Origin of the sequence: Plesiomonas sp. PI-19, from assembly GCF_021368255.1 — a bacterium.
GTDB classification, from domain to species: Bacteria; Pseudomonadota; Gammaproteobacteria; order Enterobacterales; family CAMTGL01; genus Plesiomonas; species Plesiomonas shigelloides.
This window is the reverse complement of record NZ_JAJNMQ010000001.1, coordinates 2,947,741-2,970,002: the sequence shown is the minus strand read 5'-3', so window position 1 is coordinate 2,970,002 and position 22,262 is coordinate 2,947,741. Positions and strand designations below refer to the sequence as shown.

The window sequence follows — 22,262 nt, the reverse complement described above, 5'->3', positions numbered from 1 at the left end:
ACCGGTGTCAGATGCGATTAGGCTGCATCATTGGCAGTCGGCATAAAGCGCTGAATATCCACCTCATCAATTTGCTCTGGGCGCATGTAACGGCGTGCGTACTCGTACCAAATCCCGCTACTGAGGAACAGGGCAAACAGCTGTGGATCCAGATGCTGACCTTGCACCATATTAGCCATAATACCGAGTGATTCACTCAAGGTTTTCCCTTTCTTATACGGTCTATCCACCGCGGTTAAGGCTTCAAACACATCGGCAATCGCCATCATGCGCGCGGTCAGGCTCATTTGCTCGCCGGTTAGGCGGCATGGATAGCCTTTACCATCCATGCGCTCATGGTGTCCGCCAGCAATTTCCGGTACATGCGACATGTTGCGCGGGAAGGGCAGGGTTTTCAGCATCACGATGGTTTGCACGATGTGCTCATTGATTTTGTAGCGCTCCTCATCGGTCAGCGTGCCACGGCGAACACTCAGGTTATACAGTTCACCACGGTTGTATAGGTAATGCGGCGCTTGCATATTAAAGCCATAGCCTTGTGGTAGCTGATCGCGCGCTTCGCGTGGGAACAGATGATCATCGCGGTCGGCCAGTAACGGCTCCCAAACCGGCAGTGTTGGCGCTGGGGTGCGATTTTTGCGTTGCAACTCTTCGTGGGATACGCCAATTCGGTCATCCAGCGTGCGCAGCCAGCGGCGCTCTGCTATCTGTTGCAGGCGCTGTAAATGCTCTTCCGACATAAACTCACCACCGATATTGCAGGTAGCGATAAAGCGAAAATCCTCATCCAATTGCACGATAGTAGTTTGGTATTGCTGCTCGACGGATGATGGGTCGAGGCCCTGTAATTGCTGCTCCAACGCGTGGATTTTGGCATCACGCTTCAGCACTTCAATGCGCATTCGGATCTCGTGCAGCCGATCGTAGATGGTCTCCAGCTTCGTGGCTTTATCCACCACAAATTCTGGTGTGGTGACTTTGCCGCAGTCATGCAGCCAACTGGCGATGTGCAGCTCTTCACGCTCATCGGCACTTAAGCTGAACTCGGCAAATGGGCCGGTTTTGGCTTCGACCGCCGCTTCGGCCAGCATTTCGGTCAGCTCTGGGACGCGCTGACAGTGGCCGCCGGTGTAGGCGCTCTTGGCATCAATGGCTCCTGCCATCAGCTGGATAAAGGCATCCAACAGGTTTTTTTGCTCTTGTAACAGACGCTGGGTTTCCACCGTCACCGACAGGTTACCGGCTAAGGCTTCCACCAGTTTGAGTTTAGCCGGTTCAATATGTTGATCGGCACTGAATGGGTTGACCAGTACCAGCAAGCCAATCAGTTGATCATTGCGATTGCGCATCGCGACCAGCACCGACTCCAACGGCCCAAGAGCTTTACTGAGCGCCAGCAGCTCCGGCGTGCTATCGGCTGAAATCTGATGCTGGTGCAGCATCGCGCCTTGTAAGGCTTGTTGCAGTAAGGCACTGGTGGTGTGGTTCAGGTGAATCGGCGGCAAGGCGCTGGCATCAAGCCGCTCTTCGCGCCATTGCCACAGGGCGGGGGTCAGGGTGGTGCAATCACGGTCGGGTAGGTAAATCACCCCGCCGGCCATGCCGACCAGATGGGTGGTTTCTTGCATTAAGCCGGCCAGCAAGGTAGTGAAGTTGCGCTCGGCGGCCAACGAGTTACCAATGCGCAAGAATTGCTGGATGGTGCTGCGCATCTTGTTCATGGTTTGTGCCAGCTCATCGATTTCCAGCACGATGGAGTTCACCGGTTTTTGGGTATCGAAGCTAAAGCGGCGAATTTGCTCGGCATTTTGTCGCAGCTGATTCAGTGGCTTGGCAATGCGGTAGGCAATCCACCACGTGATTGGCACCGAGGCCAGCAGAACCAGACAGGCAATCAGCGTGGATTGATTGCGCGTTTCGATCGCGCTGGCCAGCATCACATCGGCGGGGGTGGCAATGGCTAAACGGAACATTCCATGCGCGTTGTTGATTGGCAATAACGAGCCGAACCACGGTTGCTCGCGGTAGGTGAAGGTCAGATGCTGCTCTTGCTCACGCGGGAGATCTTGGCTCAGGCTCAAGAGCTCGGATAACGGTGGATTGGGGAAGGTCTCGACCGAGGCCATGCTGATTTGGCGCTCCGCATTCATGCGGATCACTTCCCGTGGGTCAAGGCTGGCGATGATAGTGTCTTGCGGGCTAATCAGCGCCATTTTACTGCCCGCTGGCAGCTTTTGGGCGCGCAATAAATCACTGAAGGTGCGCAGTGAAATATCGATCCCAATCACCGCGTGCTGATTTTTGGCGCGTCGGCTGAGGGTGGTACCGATTTCCCTTGATGAGGCAAACACATACATCGGTGACATGATTTGCTGATCCGTGTTCACGCTGGCTTGATACCAACCTCGCTCACGTGGATCGTACAGGTACTCGGGTTTATCGTCGTTACGCAGCAGATTGAGCTGGTCATCAAAATAGAGAAAGTTACGCCGAACTTGGCTCGGGTCTTGTTCGTTGTGATCGATGCTTTGCACTAACCAATCGGCATTGTGCGGAGCTTGCCAGTTGGCGCGATTAAGCGGAGTTAGGCGGCGCATCAGCAGCATATCGCCATCGGCATAACCGGCGTATACCGAGTTGGCGTAGGGGCTACTGCGTAAAATTTCGCGCAGGCGTGGCAGCGAGTCAAAACGCTGCTCTAGCGTCTGGTAGGTGGTGATCGGCATGGTGGTCAGCAGATTGACCGCAATCCCCATGGTTTGTGTACTCAGATCCAGCTCGGCGGCGGCATTATTCCCAATGTAGCCGTATTGGGTCCGGGCATTGTCGATATTGAGCTGGTTAGCGCGCCAGTAATTAAAGCCAATCAGCAGTGCGCCGACTAAGAACATCAGCAAGCTGAACAGGGTCGCAATCTGAATTTGCAGCGGGAAGCGCCGGTTACGCCAGAACGAGGTCATAGTTATCCGCCCTGATAATGATGCATCTGGTGGTCATGATAGCGGGTCGGCTTGCGGCAAGGTTGCTTGCGATGCCGGTCTTATTAAAAGAAATGTAGTCATAAATGGCCACTTGCGCCGCTTCTTTTTTAGCTGGCGCCGCGGGTGGCGAGCAGATAATAGCAAGTTATGAACGAATAATACTGAGGAGTATGTCAATGGCAGCCCAATGGCTGCCATGAGGAAGGGGATTTGGCTAGATTGTGGACGGTTTAACGGCTTACAGCAGGGCCAAACTAAATCCCATCACCGCCATACCACACAGAACGCCGTGGCTCGGGTTGGCTTCTGGTGCCAGATCTTTGGCCAGTGGCATCAGCTCATCCACGGATAATGCCACCATGATCCCCGCCACTGCCGCCATAATCAGCGCCATCAACACTGGCGAGATGATCGGGCCCAGCACTAAGGCGGCCAGCAAGCCACCGGCAATTTCGGCAATTCCGGATAAACCGGCCCAGAAAATTGCTTGGCGCTTAGAGCCGGTTGCGGCGTAGACCGGTGCGGCCACCGCCAGACCTTCTGGAATATTGTGAATCGCCACGGCCAGCGCGATCCCTAATCCTAGCTCCAAGTTGCTGCTGGCGGTGATGTAGGTGGCAATGCCTTCAGGGAAGTTGTGCAAGCTAATGCCGAGCGTCAGCAGCATAGCGGTGCGGCGCAGTTTTTTATCGGACATCACGCCTTGTTTGGCCGATGACAGCATCAGGTCATGGGCATGGTCGTGCGGCAACATACGGTCTAAGGCAAAGTAACCGAGCAGACCAGCAATAAAGGCCGCGTAACCGGCCAGCGCCGAGACACCGGGCGTGGTTAACGCCGCGGGCAGCATTTCCATCAGCGCAATCAGCAGCATGATCCCGGCGGCAAAACCCAAGGCAAAGCTTAATACGCGGTTCGAGGGTTTGCGACCAATCACCCCAGCCAGTGCACCGACAAACGTCGCGCCACCGGCCAGCAGTGTCAGTACCAAGGGGACTGTCTGGACGGAGGTAAACAGAGCGGGGAGAGTCAGTGTAGTCATCGGCGCGCCTCATGCTGCAATTGATACTTATTATCATTTATTGCAGTGTAGCGGGATTGCTGTTGAAAAGACAACCGGTGTGAAGAATAAAACTGATAGTTAAAACCGATTAATCGGGGGAATGGCAAGACAATAGCACCTCGATGAGGCGACGCTGGATAGCAGCCTACGGTAAATCGAGCTGATTTACCGTATGGCTGCGCGCGATGACAACGGCACTGTAACCGTAACGCAGAGCTACGCAGTGCGTGGGAGCTGCGTTAGGATTGTGTTAGTCGCGTGGCTCGGCTGGGGTCTCGCCGGCTTGACGCGCTTCCAGCTCAGTCAGACGGGCTTCCAGCTGCATCAGTTTTTCGCGGGTGCGCAGCAACACTTGGGTCTGCACATCAAATTCTTCGCGGTTAACCACATCCAGCTTGGCCAGTTGGGCTTGCAGAATTTGGCGGATCTTTTTCTCGGCTTCCTCGCCGAAATCGCGGATCCCCTTGGGCATAGATTCATGCACCTGACGGGCAATCTGCTCGATTTTTTTCGGATCAATCATCGTCATTCCTCCTGAGATAGGCTTCTATTGTACGGTAACTGAGGTGCGATAGGTAATGACTGCGCGCCATGGCAGTGATGATTCGCACGCTTTCGCAGGTTGCTTTGCGCAATCGCGCAAGATGGGGAGTAAGTGTCGCGGCGGTGGGTATAGAAGGATAGGTCTGCGGGAGAGAAGCGAAAAAACGACGGCCGAAAAAAAAGCCATCTTCTTATGAAGATGGCTTTAACGCATGACTCACAGGCTGCGCTGTCAGACCGTGCATCTCTGATGCATAGCAAGAAGTGATGAGTTAATCATCGACAACGCCCGTGGCCGCCGGCATAGACGGCCAGTGGGTGATTATTCCTGCGTACGGTTTTCGCGGTGGGCGGCACGCGCCTCATCCACACGCTGCAGTTTTTCCAGATCTTTATCTTCCACGAACACCGGCAGCGGTTTGTGCTGGCTTGCCAGGAAGGTGTAGATCACCGGCAGAACGAACAGGGTGAACAGCGTACCGATCGCCAGACCGGCCACGATTACGATCGCCATACTGAAACGCGCCGCAGCACCAGGACCGGCCGCATACAGCAGAGGGATCAGACCGGCAATCATCGCCGCGGTGGTCATCAGGATTGGACGCATCCGCACTTCGGCGGCCGCCATCACCGCATCCATCCGGTTGCGGCCATGCATCAACTGCTCTTCTTTGGCCACTTCACAGATCAGAATACCGTGCTTGGTAATCAGACCGATCAAGGTGATAAGGCCAACCTGCGAGTAGATGTTCATGGTGGCAAAGCCCCATGCCAAGGCCACCAAGGCACCACACACCGCCAACGGTACGGAAACCAGAATGACCAGCGGGTCTCGCACGGATTCAAACTGGATGGACAGTACCAAGAAGATCACCGCCAGAGCCAGACCAAAGGTACCCATCAGTGCATTACCTTCGGTAACGAACTGGCGTGATTCACCCATAAAGTTATAGCTATAACCTTGTGGCATGCTTTCGCTGGCTTGTGCTTCGATCCAGTTTACGGCGTCACCCATGGTCACACCCGGAGCCAGAACCGCACTCAAAGTGGCGGAGTTCATCTGGTTAAAGTGTGGCAGTGATGGTGGCGCTGAGGTCACGGTGATTTTCACCAAGTTGCTCAGGGGTACCGACTCACCGTCAGAGGCTTTCACATACAGCTGGTTCAGCAGATCCGGGTTCAGACGGTACTTACGCTCCATCTGTGGGATCACCTGATACGAACGGCCATACAGGTCGATACGGTTGATATAACCACCGGCCAGCATAGTGGACAGGGCATTACCGATATCCTGCATGGTCACGCCATAGGCACCGGCTTTATCCTTATCGATCTTGATGTTCAGGTTGGCGGAGTTGTAGTTCAGATCCATAGAGGAATACACGAACATACCGTTATGCTGAATTTTGCCCAGCATATCCGACGCAATCTGGAACAGGCTTTCAAAGCTGTTCGGCGTGGTGATCACGAACTGGAATGGCAGACCGCTGGATGCACCCGGCAGGGATGGCATCTGGAACGCGGTAATCGACATTGCCGGTACGTCTTTCACCAACTTGGTCACCCGGTTAGCAATTTCTTGCTGGCTGGCCGAGCGATCACTCCATGGCACCAAGGTCGCCAGACCCAGCGCTTGGTTGCTGGTTGGGATCCCGGAGAACAGCTGTGAGTATTGCACCTCAGGCTGCTCGGACAGGATTTTGTTTACCGGTGCCATGCTTTGCTGGATGAAGTCCAGGTTGGCATTCGATGGCGCGGTACCCATCAGCATCACGACGCCGTTATCTTCGTTCGGCGCCAGTTCACTTGGGATGAACTTGAACAACACCGGCAGCGAGATAAACACCAATACGGCAAACGCAATCACCACACTGCGGTGCTGCATGATAGCGCGTAGCGCATTCATGTAGCGGGCAGTCAGGTTTTCCAGCAGATGGTGAACGGTTTCCTCGAATTTGCTTGGCTTGTCATTGGCCTTCAGTACGTGCGCACACATCATCGGCGACAAGGTCAACGCAACGATACCCGACACAAATACTGCACCAGCCAACGTCAGGGCAAACTCTTTAAACAGAGAACCGGTCAAGCCACCCATCAGGGCAATTGGTGCATATACCGCACCCAGCGTCAGGGTCATCGAGATAACCGGCACCGCAATCTCACGAGTACCGATGATGGCGGCGCGGAACGGGGATTCGCCTTCCTTAATATGCCGGTCGACGTTTTCCAAGACCACGATGGCGTCATCCACCACCAGACCGATTGCCAGTACCATCGCCAGCAGCGTCATCAGGTTCAAGGTAAACCCGAACAGCTGCATCATCATGGCCACACCAATCAGTGACAGCGGGATGGTGACCACTGGGATCAGTACCGCACGCAGCGAGCCCAAGAACAAGGTGATCACCACCAGTACGATCACACCAGCTTCCACGATGGTTTTCACCACTTCGTGGATAGAGTCGTTAATCGCAATGGTGGAGTCGTACATGACGCGCATCTTGATGGTGCTCGGCATGTTACGTTCCATGTCCGGCAGCAGCTTCAGCACATCTTGCGCTACGGTGATCGGGTTGGCCGATGGTGCACCGTTAATCGCCAGTACTACCGCTTCTTTACCGTTGGCGCTCGCGCGGTACAAGTCAGAGCTCTTGTCCATGGTGACTTTCGCAATGTCCGACAGACGAATAACTTGTCCATCGTTGTTGCTGATCACCAAGTTTTGCATCGACTTAACGTCATTGACCTGAGTATCGGCGTTGCCGTTGTAATACACGAAGTAACCGTTGGACTGACCAGCGGCAGACTGGTAGTTGTTCGCAGACAGAACGCGGGCTAAATCACTACCGGTAATACCGAAGGCTGCCATCTTGGCTGGGTTTGGCCAGACACGCATGGCGTAATCCGAGCCCCCGTACAGGTCAACCTTGGCTACCCCGTTAACGGTGAACAGCATGGGTTTCACCACGCGGTTCAGGTAGTCGGTGATCTGACTGGAGTTGATGGCATCACTGGTAAAGCCGATATACAAAATACCGGTACTGGAGCCGGTGGAACTGGTAATGGTCGGATCCTGTGCCTCTTTTGGCATCTGGGATCGTACCGAGTTCACCTTGGCCAGAATATCGGCCATCGCCGCATCCGGATTGGTATTCAGCTTCATGTAAACGGTAATCACCGATGACCCCATCAAACTGCTGGAGGTCATGAAATCGATGTTATCCGCTTGCGCAATCGCCTGTTCCAACGGGGTGGTGATAAAACCTTGGATCAGGTCAGAACTGGCCCCGAAGTAGCTGGTGCTGACCGTGATCACGGTATTCGTCATTTCCGGATACTGACGCACCTGCATTTTAATGAGAGCTTGCAGGCCGAGCAGGGCGATCAGAAAACTGATCGACGCTGCCAGTACCGGCCTGCGGATAAATATGTCGGTAAAACGCATGCTTCCTTTTCTCCCGGATTAGAGCATCGGCGGCTGCGCTGGAACAACCAGCGGATCATCGTTCACAACATGCACTTTGCTGTCGTTACTCAGACGAACCTGACCGGTGGTCACCAGACGTTCACCGGCTTGCAACCCGTCCAGAATATGGACGCTGTCGCCGCGACGATCGCCGGCCTTCACCGTCAGCTGTGCGGCACGCAGTACGCCATCCTTTTCTTTCAGTACGTATACGGTTTCCCCGTACAGCGTGAAAGCAACCGCAGTCTGTGGGATCACGATCTGATCTTTCAGCGTTGGCAGAATGATTTTGGCTTGGGCAAACATACCGGAGCGCAGACGGCCGTCGTTGTTCGGGATGTCAGCTTGCACTTCAATCAGACCACTTTGTGCGGTAACTGCTGGCTCAATGGCGGTGATTTGGCCGCTAAATGGCACTTTTGGATAGGCGTCCACGTAGATATCGATCGGCTGACCGGTATGGATACGGGAAATTTCGGTCTGCGGTACGGTGAAACGCAGTTTCATCACCGACACATCTTCCAGACGCACAATGTTGGTGCCTGGCTGCAGATATTGACCGAGGTTAACATTACGGATCCCGACGATACCGCTGAACGGCGCGCGGATTTTGTAGTGAGCGATGGTCGCTTTCAGGCTGTCAATCTGAGCCAGCAGAGACTCATAGTTCGCTTTGGCCTCATCCAAGTTGGACTTCGACACGAACTTGGTCTTGGACAGCTCTAAATAACGCTGGTAAGTCGCACGTACCGCTGGCAGCTTAGCTTGTGACGCCTGCAGGTTAGCCACTTCCACACTGTCATCCAGCTGCACCAAAACCTGACCGGCTTGCACCTTGTCACCGGACTGGAAGTTAATCTGCTTGATCAGACCTGCTGTCTGGGTGGAGACGTTCACCCCTTGATTCGGATCGATAAAACCGATCGCTTCAATGGTTGGGGTCCAGTCGGTCGCTTTGACGTCAACCGCAGTCACCGGATAATCCGGCTCCGGACGATTGGCCAAAGCATTGGCAATCATGTGTTGTTTGAATATGTTAAAGCCAATGACGCTGCCCAGCAGCACGATCACCAGCAGTAACATCCCTGCGACCCATTTTTTCATCTTTTTTGATGCTCCGTATTAAAATACCGCTCAAGTTTGTTTTATTCGTTATCCGCTGCCGTCTGGCAGATAGACCGCCAGCTGGCCTGAATCGTGCGCTCTAGCATCGCATCATCCAGCTCGATGCCTGTAGCGTGTAACCGCTTGAAGAGGGAATAGGCCGTTTCCAGGCTTAAGGTCGACAGCACCTGCCTCGGTAAATCGAGAATTTGCTGGCTGGCTATCCCCTCTTCCAATAAGGCAAACCAGACCGCGTAGCGTTGCAGCTGCTCTTCCCACGCCGGTTGAGAAAAACCGGGTACGTTATCATACTGCTGCTGATTGTTGATTTGGTCCGGATATTGGTTACAAAAATTCCAGATATTTAACCATAACTGCCGATAACGGGCGAACAGTGAGCCACTGGTCGCCACATTGGCGCAGATCTTTTCGGCAATCCGATCCCGGATGGTGTTGCACAGTTGCACCAGCAAGTCTTCTTTGTCTTTAAAGTGACAATAAATGGTGCCGGTGGCTATTCCCGCTTCACGGGCTACTTTGTGCATCGACAACCCTTGAAACCCATGGGTTGCCAGGACCACCTCGGTGGCTTGCAAAATCTGTTGTCGAGTATCCAGCATCGTCCGCCAGCGTTATGATTTGTTACAGTTAAGGGAATCACTGAATGATCGTTCAGTGGCGATATTGTAAGCGTAATTTTGCGAGCTGCCAAACAAAACTGCATGCCTTGATATTGCAATTTGTGCGATCGCGGTCTGCCGAACGTGGTCGTTAGTTATAGCCTTTCATCCCCATCGGGGTGGTTTTTTGTTAGAATCGCCGACCGACTAAGAATAAGTTGGACTACGTTTGCAGCAGTTACGCGGAGAGCCGGAAAAATGCGTTTAAATCCCCGTCAGCAGGAAGCAGTTGAATTTGTCAGCGGACCCTGTCTGGTGCTGGCTGGCGCCGGCTCGGGAAAAACCCGCGTAATTACTAACAAAATTGCCCATCTGATCCGCGGATGCGGTTATCAGGCGCGCCACATTGTGGCGGTGACCTTTACCAACAAAGCCGCACGCGAGATGAAAGAGCGGGTAGCGCAGACGCTCGGTCGTGGTGAAACCAAAGGCTTGTTGGTATCCACCTTCCACTCTCTGGGCTTGGAAATCTTAAAGCGCGAATACAAGGCGCTGGGGCTGAAAGCCGGTTTTTCGCTGTTTGACGATCAAGACCAAATGGCGTTGCTCAAAGAGCTGACCGAAGACAGCCTCAAAGGTGATAAAGACCTCCTCAGCCAGCTGGTGCAAAAAATCTCCGGCTGGAAAAATGACATGATCTTGCCCGAGCAGGCCAAAGTGCGCGCCAAAGGTGAGCGCGATATCTTGTTTGCCCTGTGTTATGAGCAGTATGCACGCCAGCTACGCGCCTGCAATGTGCTGGATTTTGATGATCTGATTTTGCTGCCAACCTTATTATTGCGCACCCAAGAAGAGGTGCGAGAGCGTTGGCAAAATCGCATTCGCTATTTATTGGTGGATGAGTATCAAGATACCAACACCAGCCAGTACGAGCTGGTGAAATTGCTGGTCGGCGCGCGCGCCCGTTTCACCGTGGTAGGGGATGATGATCAGTCGATTTACTCATGGCGCGGTGCGCGTCCGCAGAATTTAACCTTACTGCGCCAAGATTTTCCGGCGTTGAAAGTGATCAAGCTAGAGCAGAACTACCGCTCCTCGCAGCGGATATTAAAATCGGCCAACATCCTGATTGCCAACAACCCGCATGAGTTTGAAAAACAGCTGTTCTCCGAGCTCGGCCCCGGTGAGATGCTGCGTGTGCTGCAGGCTAACAACGAAGAGCATGAGGCAGAGCGCGTGGTGGGTGAGATTATCGCACACCGTTTCTTGAACAAGACCCAATATAAAGACTACGCCATTTTGTACCGCGGTAATCACCAGTCGCGCACGCTGGAAAAGATGCTGATGCAAAACCGCATTCCGTACAAGATCTCTGGCGGCACCTCCTTCTTTGCCCGCGCTGAAATCAAAGACATCATGGCCTACTTGCGCCTGCTGATTAATCCTGATGATGACACTGCGTTCCTGCGCGTCGTGAATACCCCACGGCGTGAAATCGGTCCAGTGACCTTGGAAAAGCTCGGTACATGGGCGCACAGTCGTGGCAATAGCCTGTTTGCCGCCAGCTTTGATTTGGGATTGGAGCAGCATTTGCAGGGGCGTGGGCTGGAGGCTCTGCGGCAGTTTACGCGTTGGATCACCGAGATTGCCGATCGCGCCCAGCGTGGCGATCCGGTCGCCGCGCTGCGTGATTTGGTGCATGGCATCCATTATGAAAGCTGGCTCTACGAGACCTCCGCCAGTCCGAAAGCCGCTGAGATGCGCATGCGCAACGTCTCTACCCTGTTTGGCTGGGTGACCGAGATGCTGGAAGGGAAAGACGGCGAGGAGCCGATGACCATCAATCAGGTGGTGCAACGCCTCACCTTGCGCGACATGTTGGAGCGCGGCGAAGATGACGCCGAAGCTGATCAAGTGCAGTTAATGACGCTACACGCCTCGAAAGGACTGGAGTTTCCGCATGTCTTTTTAATTGGGATGGAAGAGGGGATCTTGCCGCACCAGACCAGTTTGGATGAAGACAATGTGGAAGAAGAACGCCGTTTGGCATATGTCGGGATCACCCGCGCCCAGAAGACCTTGACCTTTACCCTATGTAAAGAGCGCCGTCAGTACGGTGAGTTGTTGCGCCCAGAGCCGAGTCGCTTCTTGCACGAACTGCCACAAGATGATTTAGAGTGGGAAGTGCGCAAGGCGCCAGTCAGCGCCGAACAGCGTCAGCAGCGTGGCCGCCAAGGGGTGGCCGGATTACGCGAGATGTTGGCGCAGGCGAAAAAACGGCCAGAGTGATCTGGCTGCTATGGGCTTAGTGTTTACGCATATAAGTGTCTACTCATATAAGCGACTACAGAGATAAGTGCCTAAGTATTTAGGCGCTTATAAATGCGGAAGACACTCGCAACGGGCGTGCTCACTATGACATTGAAATGCCGGAACGCTGGATTATTTGACTCGGTGACGGGACGCCAACAGACGGTGATCTTGCAGTAATTGCAAAAAGCGGAGTGCACGAACTTCTCCATTGCTTTCACGCTCGATATCCACCAAGGCCTGTTGTAAGGCGGTACACATCGGCTGACTACAGACTTTACCTTCTTCCGGTAGTGCAACCAGCGGGTTGTAACGTCGCGCTAAATCGATCAGCACCTCATCCGGCACTCTCGCCAACGTTTCGCCAAAACGCACCAACCGCGCCACGCCGCGCGTAGCCTGCACTCGCGTGACACTCAACTGATCGGGATTAAAGTGCACAAACAGGTAATTGGCAAACAGCGCTTCGGCCTCTTCCTGCCATTGACCTCGACGCTGTTTTTTTACCGTCAGCATCGGACAAAAATAGCGGATATTTTGCAACTCCAAATGTTGCGCCGCCCGACTTTGCTGTCCGCGTTTACAATAAAGAAGATACCAAGCGTCCATAGATAGTTTTGTGATGAAAATAATGACTGCAGTATGCCACAGAGTGGATAGCCGGTCAGTCTTTGGGTGTGATGTAACAGTCAGTTTAATTAACGAGGTGCTGCACAAAGTATCGCTTGTGCAAAATACCGCCGGTGAATCGTCAGCTAGAGCCAGTTAAGTCAGAGTCATTTAGTGCAAACAATCATGATAGACATATAAAGGAGGCACCGAGGCCTCCTTTTATCTATTTACCCTATCTGCGCGGAATTGTTCTTTATATGCTGATAAACCGCGTCGTGCAGCTTATAACTCGCTGGTCATGTATTCGATCGCAGCTTTGATTTCATCATCACTACAATCGGTACAGGTTCCGCGTGCTGGCATCTGATTTAAACCGGCGATGGCATGTTTTTGCAGGGTATCGATACCTTGCTTCAGGCGTGGTGCCCACTGCGCAGCATCACGAAATTTTGGTGCGCCTAAGGCTCCGCTGCCATGACAGGCGATACAGGCGCCGTTATACACCTGCTCACCGGTACGCGGCCCGCTAGGTTTTGCGGTAGACGCAGTATCAGCTAGATACACCCCGCCGACCGGTTTGATGCGTTCGCTAATCGCATCATCCGACATATCCGCTGCGGCAGCCCAACAGGATACGCCGAGCAGCAGGGAGGTCAGCAGAGTTAACGCCGCCTGGCGAGGCTTAGCGCAGATAGACTTGGCACGCACAAAGACAGTGTTCACAGATTTTCTCCCTAAATAACCAGCGGCATCCTTTTATCCTGCTTTCATTCTTAATCGGTCTGAGCAGGGCTGTGAACCGCAGCGGTTGAATATTGACCACTCGGTTGTGTTGCCAGATTATAAGCTAATCGTAAATAAATTGAAGCAATTGCGCGGAGTTCTTTTTCGCAAGGCCGCTAGCGTGCGACAGCTTATACAGCCCAGCCTCACAGAATTTACAAACATAATGTTGTCTTTTGGCCGGCAGATTTGGCCTTACACAGGCATTGCTTTATAATCTGTACTCCAAATTCTGCGGGCTATCTGCCGGTTTGCAACAGGGAGGTGGGAGGCGTATCTTGGCGTCTCGGCCGGATCACAGGTTTTCTTCCCTCCTTATATTCTTTCCGTGTTGCATGCTGTCGCAGCAATGTCTTCATATTTTGCAGCGCTTTAGGAGCTGAAACCTAAGGGCGGTAGCGTGTTTGTTTGCATTCTACAGGCAAACAAAGTCTTACCTATTTTGCTGCTTATTTTATTTAACTCATTGATCGATAATGGACTAGCATCTATGTCAAAAGCAACCGAGCCGCAACAGACTCCCTACTTACTGCCGCAGGGCGCGTACCCTGTGTATATGCCAAAAGCTAATGATGAAATTGACTTGTTTGAGTTGATGGCAACGTTGTGGAAAAAGAAAGGGGTAATTTTACTGGTCACGTTTTTGACTACGACGATGGCTGCAGGTTATGCGTTTACCGCAAAAGAGCAGTGGACATCAGAAGCGATTGTTACTGTACCGAGTGCTGCGGCGGTGAGTAACTTATATGCAGGTTACCGTTTGTTAAGTCAAGACGATAAAGTCGTTCCTATTTCTGATATACAAAACTCGGTGTTCAAACGTTTTTTGGATGACAGTGCTTCTTACGATAATTTAGCTCGTTACTTGGCAGAGACAGCTTATTTTAAAGAGCTAGTGTCAGGTAAAACAGAAAAAGAAAAGATCCAACTACTGGATAATTGGGTTAAACAGATCACTATTCAGCCAGTGGATATAAATGTTGTAGACAAGGTGAGAGTGACTTTACCCGCAGACAATGCGTCTCAAGCACAGCAATTATTACGTCAATATCTGGTGCAAAGTAGCCAGCAGGCAGTACAACAAAGTTATGCTGATTTAGAACAACAAATCGCAGCCCAAAAAGCAAGCCTAGCCGATGCCATGATGGCATCCAGAAGCGTGGCTGAAGTGAGGCGTCAGACGGAAATTGCGGATATAGAATCTTCGCTCTTGATCGCAGAAAAAGCGGGAATTACAAAGCCAGAACTATCAGCAGGCATGGAGCTAAAACAAAATAATTTATTCTTACTCGGTAGTGGTCCGTTGTCAGCTATGTTACAAGGCATCAAGACACAGCCGTTAGTACTAAGCGATAAATACTATGAACAGCAAACGAATTTGTACAGTCTAGAAAAATACCAACCAAATAGTGAACAAGTCTTAGCTTTTAGTTATTTGAAAGCAGCATCAGACCCGGTGACGAAAGATAAACCTAAAAAAGCACTGATTTTGGTGTTGGGGGCGTTGCTGGGCGGTATATTTGGTATTGTTAGTGCATTTCTTATCAATGCTATCGAACAAAGAAAATTACATGGTTAATCGATAAATTAGTGAGTGTATTATGATTAAGGGTAGAAAGATAAAAATTGCCATCGTTGGTTGTGGCAGAATCTCCAAAAACCATTTTGGCTCCATTGAACAATTAGAAAATGAGTTTGAACTGGTTGCTGTTTGCGATAATAACCATTCAGTTCTTCAAGCGCATAAAGAGCAGTATAAAGTTCCCGGTTATTTATCATTAGACGAATTATTAGAAAAAGAAGCAGTCGATATAATTAGCTTATGTACACCAAGTGGATTGCATTCTAGGCAAGCAATTCGTGCCGCAAAATCGGGTGTACATGTCATTTCAGAAAAACCTATGGCAACCAAATGGGATGATGGGCTGGCTATGCTAAAAGCCTGTGATGATGCTGGTGTTCGACTTTTCGTGGTAAAACAAAACCGCAGAAATTCTACTTTACGACTACTAAAGCGAGCCGTATCAGAAAAGCGTTTTGGCAAGATCCATATGGTTCATGTCAATGTGTTTTGGACTAGGCCACAGGAGTATTATGACCGTGCAGCATGGTCTGGTACTTGGGATATGGATGGCGGAGCATTCATGAATCAAGCTACCCATTATGTTGACCTATTACATTGGTTGATTGGCCCGGTAGAAAAAGTGCATGCGATAACATCAACTCATCGAGATATTGATGTTGAAGATACTGGTGTAGTAAATATCAAGTGGCGTAATGGTGCGGTTGGGTCAATGGCCGTTACTATGTGCACTTACCCAAAAAATTATGAAGGCTCTATCACTATTTTAGGTGAGAAAGGTACTGTAAGAGTGGGTGGCGTTGCTGTCAATGAGATTCAAGATTGGATCTTTGACGAAGAAAAAGACTATGACAGCCAGATAACTGATGCCAATTATCAAACCACATCTGTATATGGGTTTGGCCATCCTCCATACTTTAAAAATGTGGCGGACGTATTAAGAGGAAAAGCTGAGCCTGAAACCGATGGACGTGAAGGCTTGAAATCTCTTGAGCTTCTCATTGCGACATATCGTTCTGCGCGCGATGGTAAAGAAATGGGTCTACCTCTTAATCTGTAATTAAAAAACTTGGATTTTAAAATGAATATCTCCGATTTAAAAATTGGTATCATTGGACTTGGTTATGTGGGTTTACCGTTAGCGGTAGAATTTGGAAAACACTTTCCTACAGTGGGTTTTGATATCAAGACAGAACGAGTTGCTGAACTGCGGGATGGTAAGGATTCGACTTTAGAATGTTCAAGTGAAGAGTTGGTTAGCGCACATTTTCTTGAATATACCAGCAATCTTGATGATATTAAACAATGTAACTTTTACATCGTCACAGTACCAACGCCGATTACTGATGAAAAAACGCCGGATTTAACGCCTCTACGCAAAGCTTCTGAGGGTCTGGCTAAAGTTATCAAGCGCGGCGACATTGTTGTGTTTGAATCAACCGTTTATCCAGGGGCTACAGAAGAAGTTTGCTTACCTATCATTGAAAAGTTATCAGGGCTTGTTTATAACAAAGACTTTTTTGCTGGTTACAGTCCTGAGCGTATTAACCCAGGTGATAAGGTAAATAGACTAACAACGATAATGAAGATTACTTCAGGCTCTACTCCTGAGGTTGCTGATATAGTTGATCATGTGTACAAAAAAATTATTACCGCGGGTACGCACAAGGCTTCATCTATCCGCGTAGCTGAAGCAGCAAAAGTGATCGAGAATACTCAGCGAGACTTAAATATTGCAGTCATCAATGAGTTTGCAAAAATATTTAACAAATTAGGCATTGATACCGAAGAGGTGCTTAAAGCTGCAGGCACTAAATGGAATTTCCTCCACTTCAAACCTGGTTTAGTTGGCGGTCACTGTATTAGTGTTGACCCATACTATTTGACTCATAAAGCACAAGAGGTAGGCTATCGACCAGAAGTGATTCTTGCAGGAAGAAGAATTAATGATGGTATGGGCGAGTATGTAGCCACTCAATTGGTGAAGAAATTATCTAGCAAGAAGATCCATATTGATGAGGCCAGAGTGTTAGTCATGGGGTTCACTTTTAAAGGTGACTGTCCTGATGTGAGAAATACTAAAATCATTGATATTATTCATGAGCTAAAAGAGTTCAACATGCATGTTGATGTGTTTGATGAGTGGGCATGCAAGAAAGATGTAAGACATGAGTATGGAATTGAGTTGATCGATTCGCTAGAAGAGAATACTTACGATGCAATTATTCTTGCTGTTGACCATAGCTCAACAAAGAATATGGGGGCATCAGCTATTCGCAAATTAGGTAAAGCGCAACATGTTATTTATGACGTGAAGTATGTGCTTCCTCTTGGTGAGTCAGATATTCGTCTGTGATTTTAAGTTAAACTTAACCTTTCTGACTAAGTTATAATTGGCAGAAAGGTTAATGTATTTAGAATGGTCAGGAATTATATAATGAATTATTACAGGCACGAGTCAGCTATTATTGACGATGGAGCGGACATTGGCGATGGTTGTCGAATCTGGCATTTTGCGCATGTTTGTAGCGGAGCAGTCATTGGCCGAGGTACATCGTTAGGCCAAAATGTATTTGTGGGCAACAAAGTCACGATTGGCGATCATTGTAAGATTCAAAATAACGTCTCAGTGTATGACAACGTGCATTTAGAGGAAGGCGTATTTTGTGGGCCAAGCATGGTATTTACCAATGTGTATAACCCGCGCTCACTAATTGAGCGTAAAGATCAGTATCGTGATACCTGGGTGAAAAAAGGTGCCACCCTAGGTGCTAACTGTACTATCGTGTGTGGAGTTACTATTGGTGAATATGCTTTTATTGGCGCGGGTGCAGTAATAAATAAAGATGTGCCTGCCTATGCTCTTATGGTAGGTGTGCCAGCTAAGCAAATTGGCTGGATGAGTGAATTTGGTGAACAGCTAGATTTACCTGTTGAAGGCCAAGCTAAAGCGATTTGCCATCATACTGGCGCAATATATCAGCTTAATGGTAAGCAATTACAGAAAGTTTAATTTCTCTTAAGTTCGGGGTTAAAATGCAATTTATTGATTTGGCAGCACAACAGGCTAGAATAAAGAATAAAATTGATGCAGCAATTCAAAAGGTATTACTGCATGGGGCGTATATTTTAGGTCCGGAGGTTGCTGAGCTAGAACAAAAGTTAGCTGACTTTACCGGAGCAAAGTATTGTATTAGCGTTGCCAATGGTACCGATGCACTACAAATAGCTCAAATGGCATTAGGTATTGGCCCTGGCGATGAGGTTATTACTCCGGGGTTTACCTATATAGCTACTGCAGAAACCGTAGCTTTACTTGGGGCAAAACCAGTGTATGTGGATGTTTGCCCAAAAACGTATAATTTAGACCCGGCTAAGTTAGAAGCTGCCATTACACCAAACACGAAAGCGATTATTCCTGTAAGTTTATATGGACAATGTGCAGATTTTGATGCAATTAACGCTATTGCTGCAAAACATGGTATTCCTGTAATTGAGGATGCGGCTCAGAGTTTCGGGGCGAGTTATAAAGGGAAAAAGTCTTGTAATTTAAGTACTATTGCATGTACGAGTTTTTTCCCAACCAAACCGCTGGGGTGTTATGGTGACGGTGGTGCTATTTTCACTAACGATGATGAATTGGCCCTTGTCATGCGCCAAATTGCCCGTCACGGACAAGATCGTCGTTATCATCATATTCGTGTGGGTGTCAATAGCCGGCTAGATACATTGCAAGCAGCTATTTTATTGCCGAAGCTTGAAATATTGGATGAAGAAATAGAACTGAGAAATCAAGTTGCCGATACTTATACTCGACTATTGAATGAGACTGGAACTAACACTACTCCATATATTAAAGATTATAATATATCTGCTTGGGCTCAATACACTATTCGTGTAAAAAACAGAGAACATGTTCAGAATAAGCTGAAAGACTCAGGTATTCCTACCGCTGTGCATTATCCAACTCCTTTGAATAAACAACCTGCCGTTGCTGATAGTAGCATTGATTTGCCAATAGGTGATGAAATTGCTCAAGAGGTCATGAGTCTACCTATGCATCCTTACATGAGTCGTGAGGAACTGGAGAAAATAGTTATTTCCATTAAGTAATATGATGACAAAAAATATTAATAATAGAATTGTCTGTGTTATCGTTTTTTTGATTACCTCTATTTTACTCTTTGCCATATTGAGTGGCAAAGAGTCAATTAAATATAAAACCGTATTGTTATCAAAAAATGGCAACTTTCTTTTTTACAATAACCCGGTTGGAGTTAAATATAAGGCTGGGTTTCTTGTATCTTATTTAAAACGAAATGGAGATGTTATACTGAAGTACATTGAAAATGGCAAGGTAATAAAAAAAATTGTTGTACATAGCTATAATGACATCATAAATAGTAATGTAGAAGGAGCCGATGATCATGCTGCCCCTGCAGTTATTTATGACAGTTTTAGAAATAGAGTGATGGTAGCAACCGCATATCATGGTCATCCTATGTATATTTATGTGGTTGATATAGATAAGGCTCTTGTTAGTCTTTTTTCAGAATGGAATGGATATTATACATATCCGAGATTTATCAAGTATGGGACTAATATAATTCTTACAGCAAGAAATCAAAATAAAAATTATGAAGGTGATTTTGTATATAGAAGTTCAAGTGATGGATTTAAAAATGAGCATGTCATAGCTCATTCAGGTAAAAATAGTGTTATATATGCCGGAACTCCAGACATAAAAAAAGATGACTTATATTTCACTTATTCAACACATAGCTATCTAGAGAAAAGGCTGATAGGGTTGAATATTTCTAGATACAATCTTAAGAATAATGAGACTATCAGTACTTGTGATTTATCACAGTATCTTGATAAAAATTATTTCTCTAATCGCCCGACAGGGTTGAAAATTGTAGGGAATGAGATTTTTTTTGGGACATCATACTTTTTATCACCAGTCTCCTATTCGTCAGCGGAAAGTGAAAATTATTCAGGGGTAAATACAGTGAAAGTATTTAAGGGGCGGCTGAATGATTGCGAGTCTATACATGTATTACATGTTAATGAAAATGTATCGATGCCTTATTATGATGTTGATGTGGCAATAAATAATAAAGGTAAGTATTTGTATTTTGACCAAGGGGAAGTAGTGTCAAATGATAGCTATTATGGATGTTTTAATCAAAATAATATGATGTATCCAAATTATGTAGATAATGTTGGCGTTTTTTATGCTACTATGAATGAAAGATATAGCATTCGGAACTTTAATAATTCTATTTATGGTTGTGTTAAGCAGTGAGCCACGCGATAAGTTTTAGACCTGACATTCAGGGGCTGAGAGCTATAGCAGTACTATCAGTGATAATTTTTCATTTAAACCCTGCTTGGTTACCGGGAGGGTTTATTGGTGTTGATATTTTTTTTGTGATATCCGGATTTTTAATTACAGGTATATTGTTACATAAAAAATCAGTTGCTGGCTCTAATCTTGTAGAGATATTAAAGTACTTTTATGTTAGCCGTTTTAAGCGAATTATACCAGTATACTTAGCTATGCTAATTGTTGTAGCAACAGTTTCAGCGGTAATGTTTATTCCCCAAGACTTTAGCGTCTTTACAAAAAGCTTGGAAAAGGCTATATGGCTAGATAGTAACAATTACTTTTCTAGTTTTGGCGATTACTTTGCACCTGCCAATTATGAACAGCCACTATTGCATACATGGTCATTGGCGGTAGAGATTCAGTTCTATTTATTGGCCCCACTTTTTATCTTGCTGCTTCCAGGGAATATATTGAGATGGGTACTTATAGGATTTGGATTAAGTTTAATTGCGCTGGCAGAATATCGGATGCGTGTGTGGGGAATAACGCAATCTACGTATTATAGTCTATATGCCAGATTACCAGAGTTCTTCTTGGGTTGTCTCGCCGCTCTATACATTAAAGATGTATCACTAGATAGCCGAATATCTTTTTATCTAAGTAAATTCGGTGCTATCTTAATCATTTTTTCCGCTATAGTTCAACCATTGTTGGGGCCATTTCCCGGAGTTCTTGCTTTATTGCCCGCTTTTGGCTCTGTATTATTACTTACTTACTCAGCACAAGGATGGATTGGTAACGTGCTTAGGCATAAAGCTTTAGTATGGATCGGAGCTTTGTCGTATTCACTTTACCTCTGGCATTGGCCAATTTTGGCTTTTATACGTTATTATACAGGATCTGAAATACTCAATTTTAATTATGCCCTGTTGTTTTTAATATTAACATTTACATTCTCTATTGTTTCTTATTATTCTATTGAGAACCATTTTAGAAAGGAGGTCTTTAACATAAAGGCTGGGTTTATTTTAATTTTAGTGGCGTGTTTTCTATTTTTACAAGTTGATAGAGTTAATGCGTTATTCACAAAAGAGAAATTGCCAAATAAATATCTTCAATATGCTGACTTGAATGCAATATGTCATGGGAAAATTGTTGGTGATTGTTTGCGCGGTGATATTAATAGCGATAAAGAAATTCTAGTTTTAGGCGATTCACATGCGGCTATGCTTAATGAGTTTTTTAAATACCTTGGCATGGAGTTAGGCGTAAAATTTAGAGTTATTACCGCAAGTAGTTGTGTTACCATCCCAGGGTTCGATTATCAGCGATTACCTGAGTGGGCTCAAAAATCGTGTTTAGATCAAATTCACAGTGCAGAAGAGTATATAAAAAATGCGAAGTTGATCTTTATTGCTGGTGCTTGGGATTACCAATTTAAAAGTAAAGCATTCTTGAGCTCAATGAATGATTTTTTATCTAAGGCTGACAAAGAAAACAAAAAAATTATTCTCATGGCTCAAGTTCCTCTTTTAAATTTAAATCCAATTCGGAGTCTTCGTTTTTATGATTTAGCGTTACCTATTAAGACAAGCATAAATAATAAATATATTCTAGCGAATGATACTTTGACGGCAATGACTAAAAATAAACATCACGTTAAGGTGTTTAATCTGTCTGGACAGAAGTTTTTTTCATGGGCGCCAATGTACAATGGTCAGTTAATTTACTTTGATAATAATCATCTAAATATGGTTGGTGCAAGACTATATGCTGAATATGCAGAGGATATTTTTAAGAAAGTAATAAGTGGTGATTAGAGTGATTTTTTATTGTGTTTGGTATACAAACACTGATTATTTGTCA

The 22,262-nt window shown here is 47.6% G+C and carries 16 protein-coding genes; 8 read left to right on the top strand and 8 right to left on the bottom strand.

The window, feature by feature from the left end; translation table 11 throughout:
* Nucleotides 1-17: 17 nt before the first annotated feature.
* From LQ901_RS13180 to LQ901_RS13155, 6 genes are all read right to left on the bottom strand, one after another.
* A complete protein-coding gene (locus tag LQ901_RS13180) occupies nt 18-2,960 on the bottom strand; it encodes an HD domain-containing phosphohydrolase (protein ID WP_152135435.1) in 2,943 nt (980 codons plus the stop codon).
* Nucleotides 2,961-3,219: 259 nt separating this feature from the next.
* Nucleotides 3,220-4,023, bottom strand: a complete 804-nt coding sequence (gene zupT / locus LQ901_RS13175) for a zinc transporter ZupT (RefSeq protein WP_010862906.1) — start codon at nt 4,021-4,023, stop codon at nt 3,220-3,222.
* A 271-nt stretch (nt 4,024-4,294) separates the two neighbouring features.
* Nucleotides 4,295-4,567, bottom strand: a complete 273-nt coding sequence (locus LQ901_RS13170) for an accessory factor UbiK family protein (RefSeq protein ID WP_010862905.1) — start codon at nt 4,565-4,567, stop codon at nt 4,295-4,297.
* Between the two features lie 342 nt (nt 4,568-4,909).
* Nucleotides 4,910-8,032: a multidrug efflux RND transporter permease subunit gene (locus tag LQ901_RS13165; RefSeq protein WP_010862904.1), complete on the bottom strand. Its 3,123-nt coding sequence runs from the start codon at nt 8,030-8,032 to the stop codon at nt 4,910-4,912.
* A gap of 18 nt (nt 8,033-8,050) precedes the next feature.
* Nucleotides 8,051-9,157, bottom strand: a complete 1,107-nt coding sequence (locus LQ901_RS13160; protein ID WP_010862903.1) for an efflux RND transporter periplasmic adaptor subunit — start codon at nt 9,155-9,157, stop codon at nt 8,051-8,053.
* Between the two features lie 41 nt (nt 9,158-9,198).
* On the bottom strand, nt 9,199-9,777 hold the full coding sequence (locus LQ901_RS13155; RefSeq protein WP_010862902.1) for a TetR/AcrR family transcriptional regulator: 579 nt from the start codon (nt 9,775-9,777) through the stop codon (nt 9,199-9,201).
* Between the two features lie 258 nt (nt 9,778-10,035).
* Between LQ901_RS13155 and rep the strand changes: the two genes are divergently transcribed.
* Nucleotides 10,036-12,066 carry a DNA helicase Rep gene (rep, locus tag LQ901_RS13150; RefSeq protein WP_010862901.1) on the top strand — a complete coding sequence of 677 codons (2,031 nt, stop codon included), beginning with the start codon at nt 10,036-10,038 and terminating at the stop codon, nt 12,064-12,066.
* Nucleotides 12,067-12,219: 153 nt separating this feature from the next.
* Here rep and rfaH read toward each other — a convergent pair whose 3' ends face one another.
* Nucleotides 12,220-12,696 (bottom strand): transcription/translation regulatory transformer protein RfaH, encoded by a 477-nt coding sequence (gene rfaH, locus LQ901_RS13145; RefSeq protein WP_152135434.1) that lies wholly within the window; start codon nt 12,694-12,696, stop codon nt 12,220-12,222.
* Nucleotides 12,697-12,981: 285 nt separating this feature from the next.
* Nucleotides 12,982-13,422 carry a cytochrome c5 family protein gene (locus LQ901_RS13140; RefSeq protein ID WP_218572292.1) on the bottom strand — a complete coding sequence of 147 codons (441 nt, stop codon included), beginning with the start codon at nt 13,420-13,422 and terminating at the stop codon, nt 12,982-12,984.
* Between the two features lie 550 nt (nt 13,423-13,972).
* Here LQ901_RS13140 and LQ901_RS13135 point away from each other — a divergent pair.
* From LQ901_RS13135 to LQ901_RS16920, 7 genes are all read left to right on the top strand, one after another.
* Entirely contained in the window at nt 13,973-15,061 is a 1,089-nt protein-coding gene (locus tag LQ901_RS13135; RefSeq protein ID WP_152135433.1) for an LPS O-antigen chain length determinant protein WzzB, read from the top strand.
* 22 nt (nt 15,062-15,083) lie between these two features.
* Nucleotides 15,084-16,124 carry a Gfo/Idh/MocA family protein gene (locus LQ901_RS13130; protein WP_152135432.1) on the top strand — a complete coding sequence of 347 codons (1,041 nt, stop codon included), beginning with the start codon at nt 15,084-15,086 and terminating at the stop codon, nt 16,122-16,124.
* Between the two features lie 21 nt (nt 16,125-16,145).
* The gene (gene tviB / locus LQ901_RS13125; protein ID WP_152135431.1) at nt 16,146-17,420 is read left to right on the top strand and encodes a Vi polysaccharide biosynthesis UDP-N-acetylglucosamine C-6 dehydrogenase TviB; all 1,275 of its coding nucleotides are present in this window, start codon (nt 16,146-16,148) and stop codon (nt 17,418-17,420) included.
* 81 nt (nt 17,421-17,501) lie between these two features.
* Entirely contained in the window at nt 17,502-18,077 is a 576-nt protein-coding gene (gene wbpD, locus LQ901_RS13120; RefSeq protein ID WP_152135430.1) for a UDP-2-acetamido-3-amino-2,3-dideoxy-D-glucuronate N-acetyltransferase, read from the top strand.
* Nucleotides 18,078-18,100: 23 nt separating this feature from the next.
* Nucleotides 18,101-19,177, top strand: a complete 1,077-nt coding sequence (locus LQ901_RS13115; protein WP_152135429.1) for a DegT/DnrJ/EryC1/StrS aminotransferase family protein — start codon at nt 18,101-18,103, stop codon at nt 19,175-19,177.
* A 4-nt stretch (nt 19,178-19,181) separates the two neighbouring features.
* On the top strand, nt 19,182-20,372 hold the full coding sequence (locus LQ901_RS13110) for a hypothetical protein (RefSeq protein ID WP_152135428.1): 1,191 nt from the start codon (nt 19,182-19,184) through the stop codon (nt 20,370-20,372).
* Nucleotides 20,369-22,216 carry an acyltransferase family protein gene (locus LQ901_RS16920; protein WP_218572293.1) on the top strand — a complete coding sequence of 616 codons (1,848 nt, stop codon included), beginning with the start codon at nt 20,369-20,371 and terminating at the stop codon, nt 22,214-22,216. The genes LQ901_RS13110 and LQ901_RS16920 overlap by 4 nt, the downstream gene beginning before the upstream one ends.
* The last annotated feature ends 46 nt before the right edge of the window (nt 22,217-22,262 follow it).

Bases quoted from the DNA above. Each gene is read 5' to 3' on its own strand.
- LQ901_RS13180 (WP_152135435.1), bottom strand. From the start codon at position 2,960: ATGACCTCGTTCTGGCGTAACCGGCGCTTCCCGCTGCAAATTCAGATT.
- zupT (WP_010862906.1), bottom strand. From the start codon at position 4,023: ATGACTACACTGACTCTCCCCGCTCTGTTTACCTCCGTCCAGACAGTC.
- LQ901_RS13170 (WP_010862905.1), bottom strand. From the start codon at position 4,567: ATGATTGATCCGAAAAAAATCGAGCAGATTGCCCGTCAGGTGCATGAA.
- LQ901_RS13165 (WP_010862904.1), bottom strand. From the start codon at position 8,032: ATGCGTTTTACCGACATATTTATCCGCAGGCCGGTACTGGCAGCGTCG.
- LQ901_RS13160 (WP_010862903.1), bottom strand. From the start codon at position 9,157: ATGAAAAAATGGGTCGCAGGGATGTTACTGCTGGTGATCGTGCTGCTG.
- LQ901_RS13155 (WP_010862902.1), bottom strand. From the start codon at position 9,777: ATGCTGGATACTCGACAACAGATTTTGCAAGCCACCGAGGTGGTCCTG.
- rep (WP_010862901.1), top strand. From the start codon at position 10,036: ATGCGTTTAAATCCCCGTCAGCAGGAAGCAGTTGAATTTGTCAGCGGA.
- rfaH (WP_152135434.1), bottom strand. From the start codon at position 12,696: ATGGACGCTTGGTATCTTCTTTATTGTAAACGCGGACAGCAAAGTCGG.
- LQ901_RS13135 (WP_152135433.1), top strand. From the start codon at position 13,973: ATGTCAAAAGCAACCGAGCCGCAACAGACTCCCTACTTACTGCCGCAG.
- LQ901_RS13130 (WP_152135432.1), top strand. From the start codon at position 15,084: ATGATTAAGGGTAGAAAGATAAAAATTGCCATCGTTGGTTGTGGCAGA.
- tviB (WP_152135431.1), top strand. From the start codon at position 16,146: ATGAATATCTCCGATTTAAAAATTGGTATCATTGGACTTGGTTATGTG.
- wbpD (WP_152135430.1), top strand. From the start codon at position 17,502: ATGAATTATTACAGGCACGAGTCAGCTATTATTGACGATGGAGCGGAC.
- LQ901_RS13115 (WP_152135429.1), top strand. From the start codon at position 18,101: ATGCAATTTATTGATTTGGCAGCACAACAGGCTAGAATAAAGAATAAA.
- LQ901_RS13110 (WP_152135428.1), top strand. From the start codon at position 19,182: ATGACAAAAAATATTAATAATAGAATTGTCTGTGTTATCGTTTTTTTG.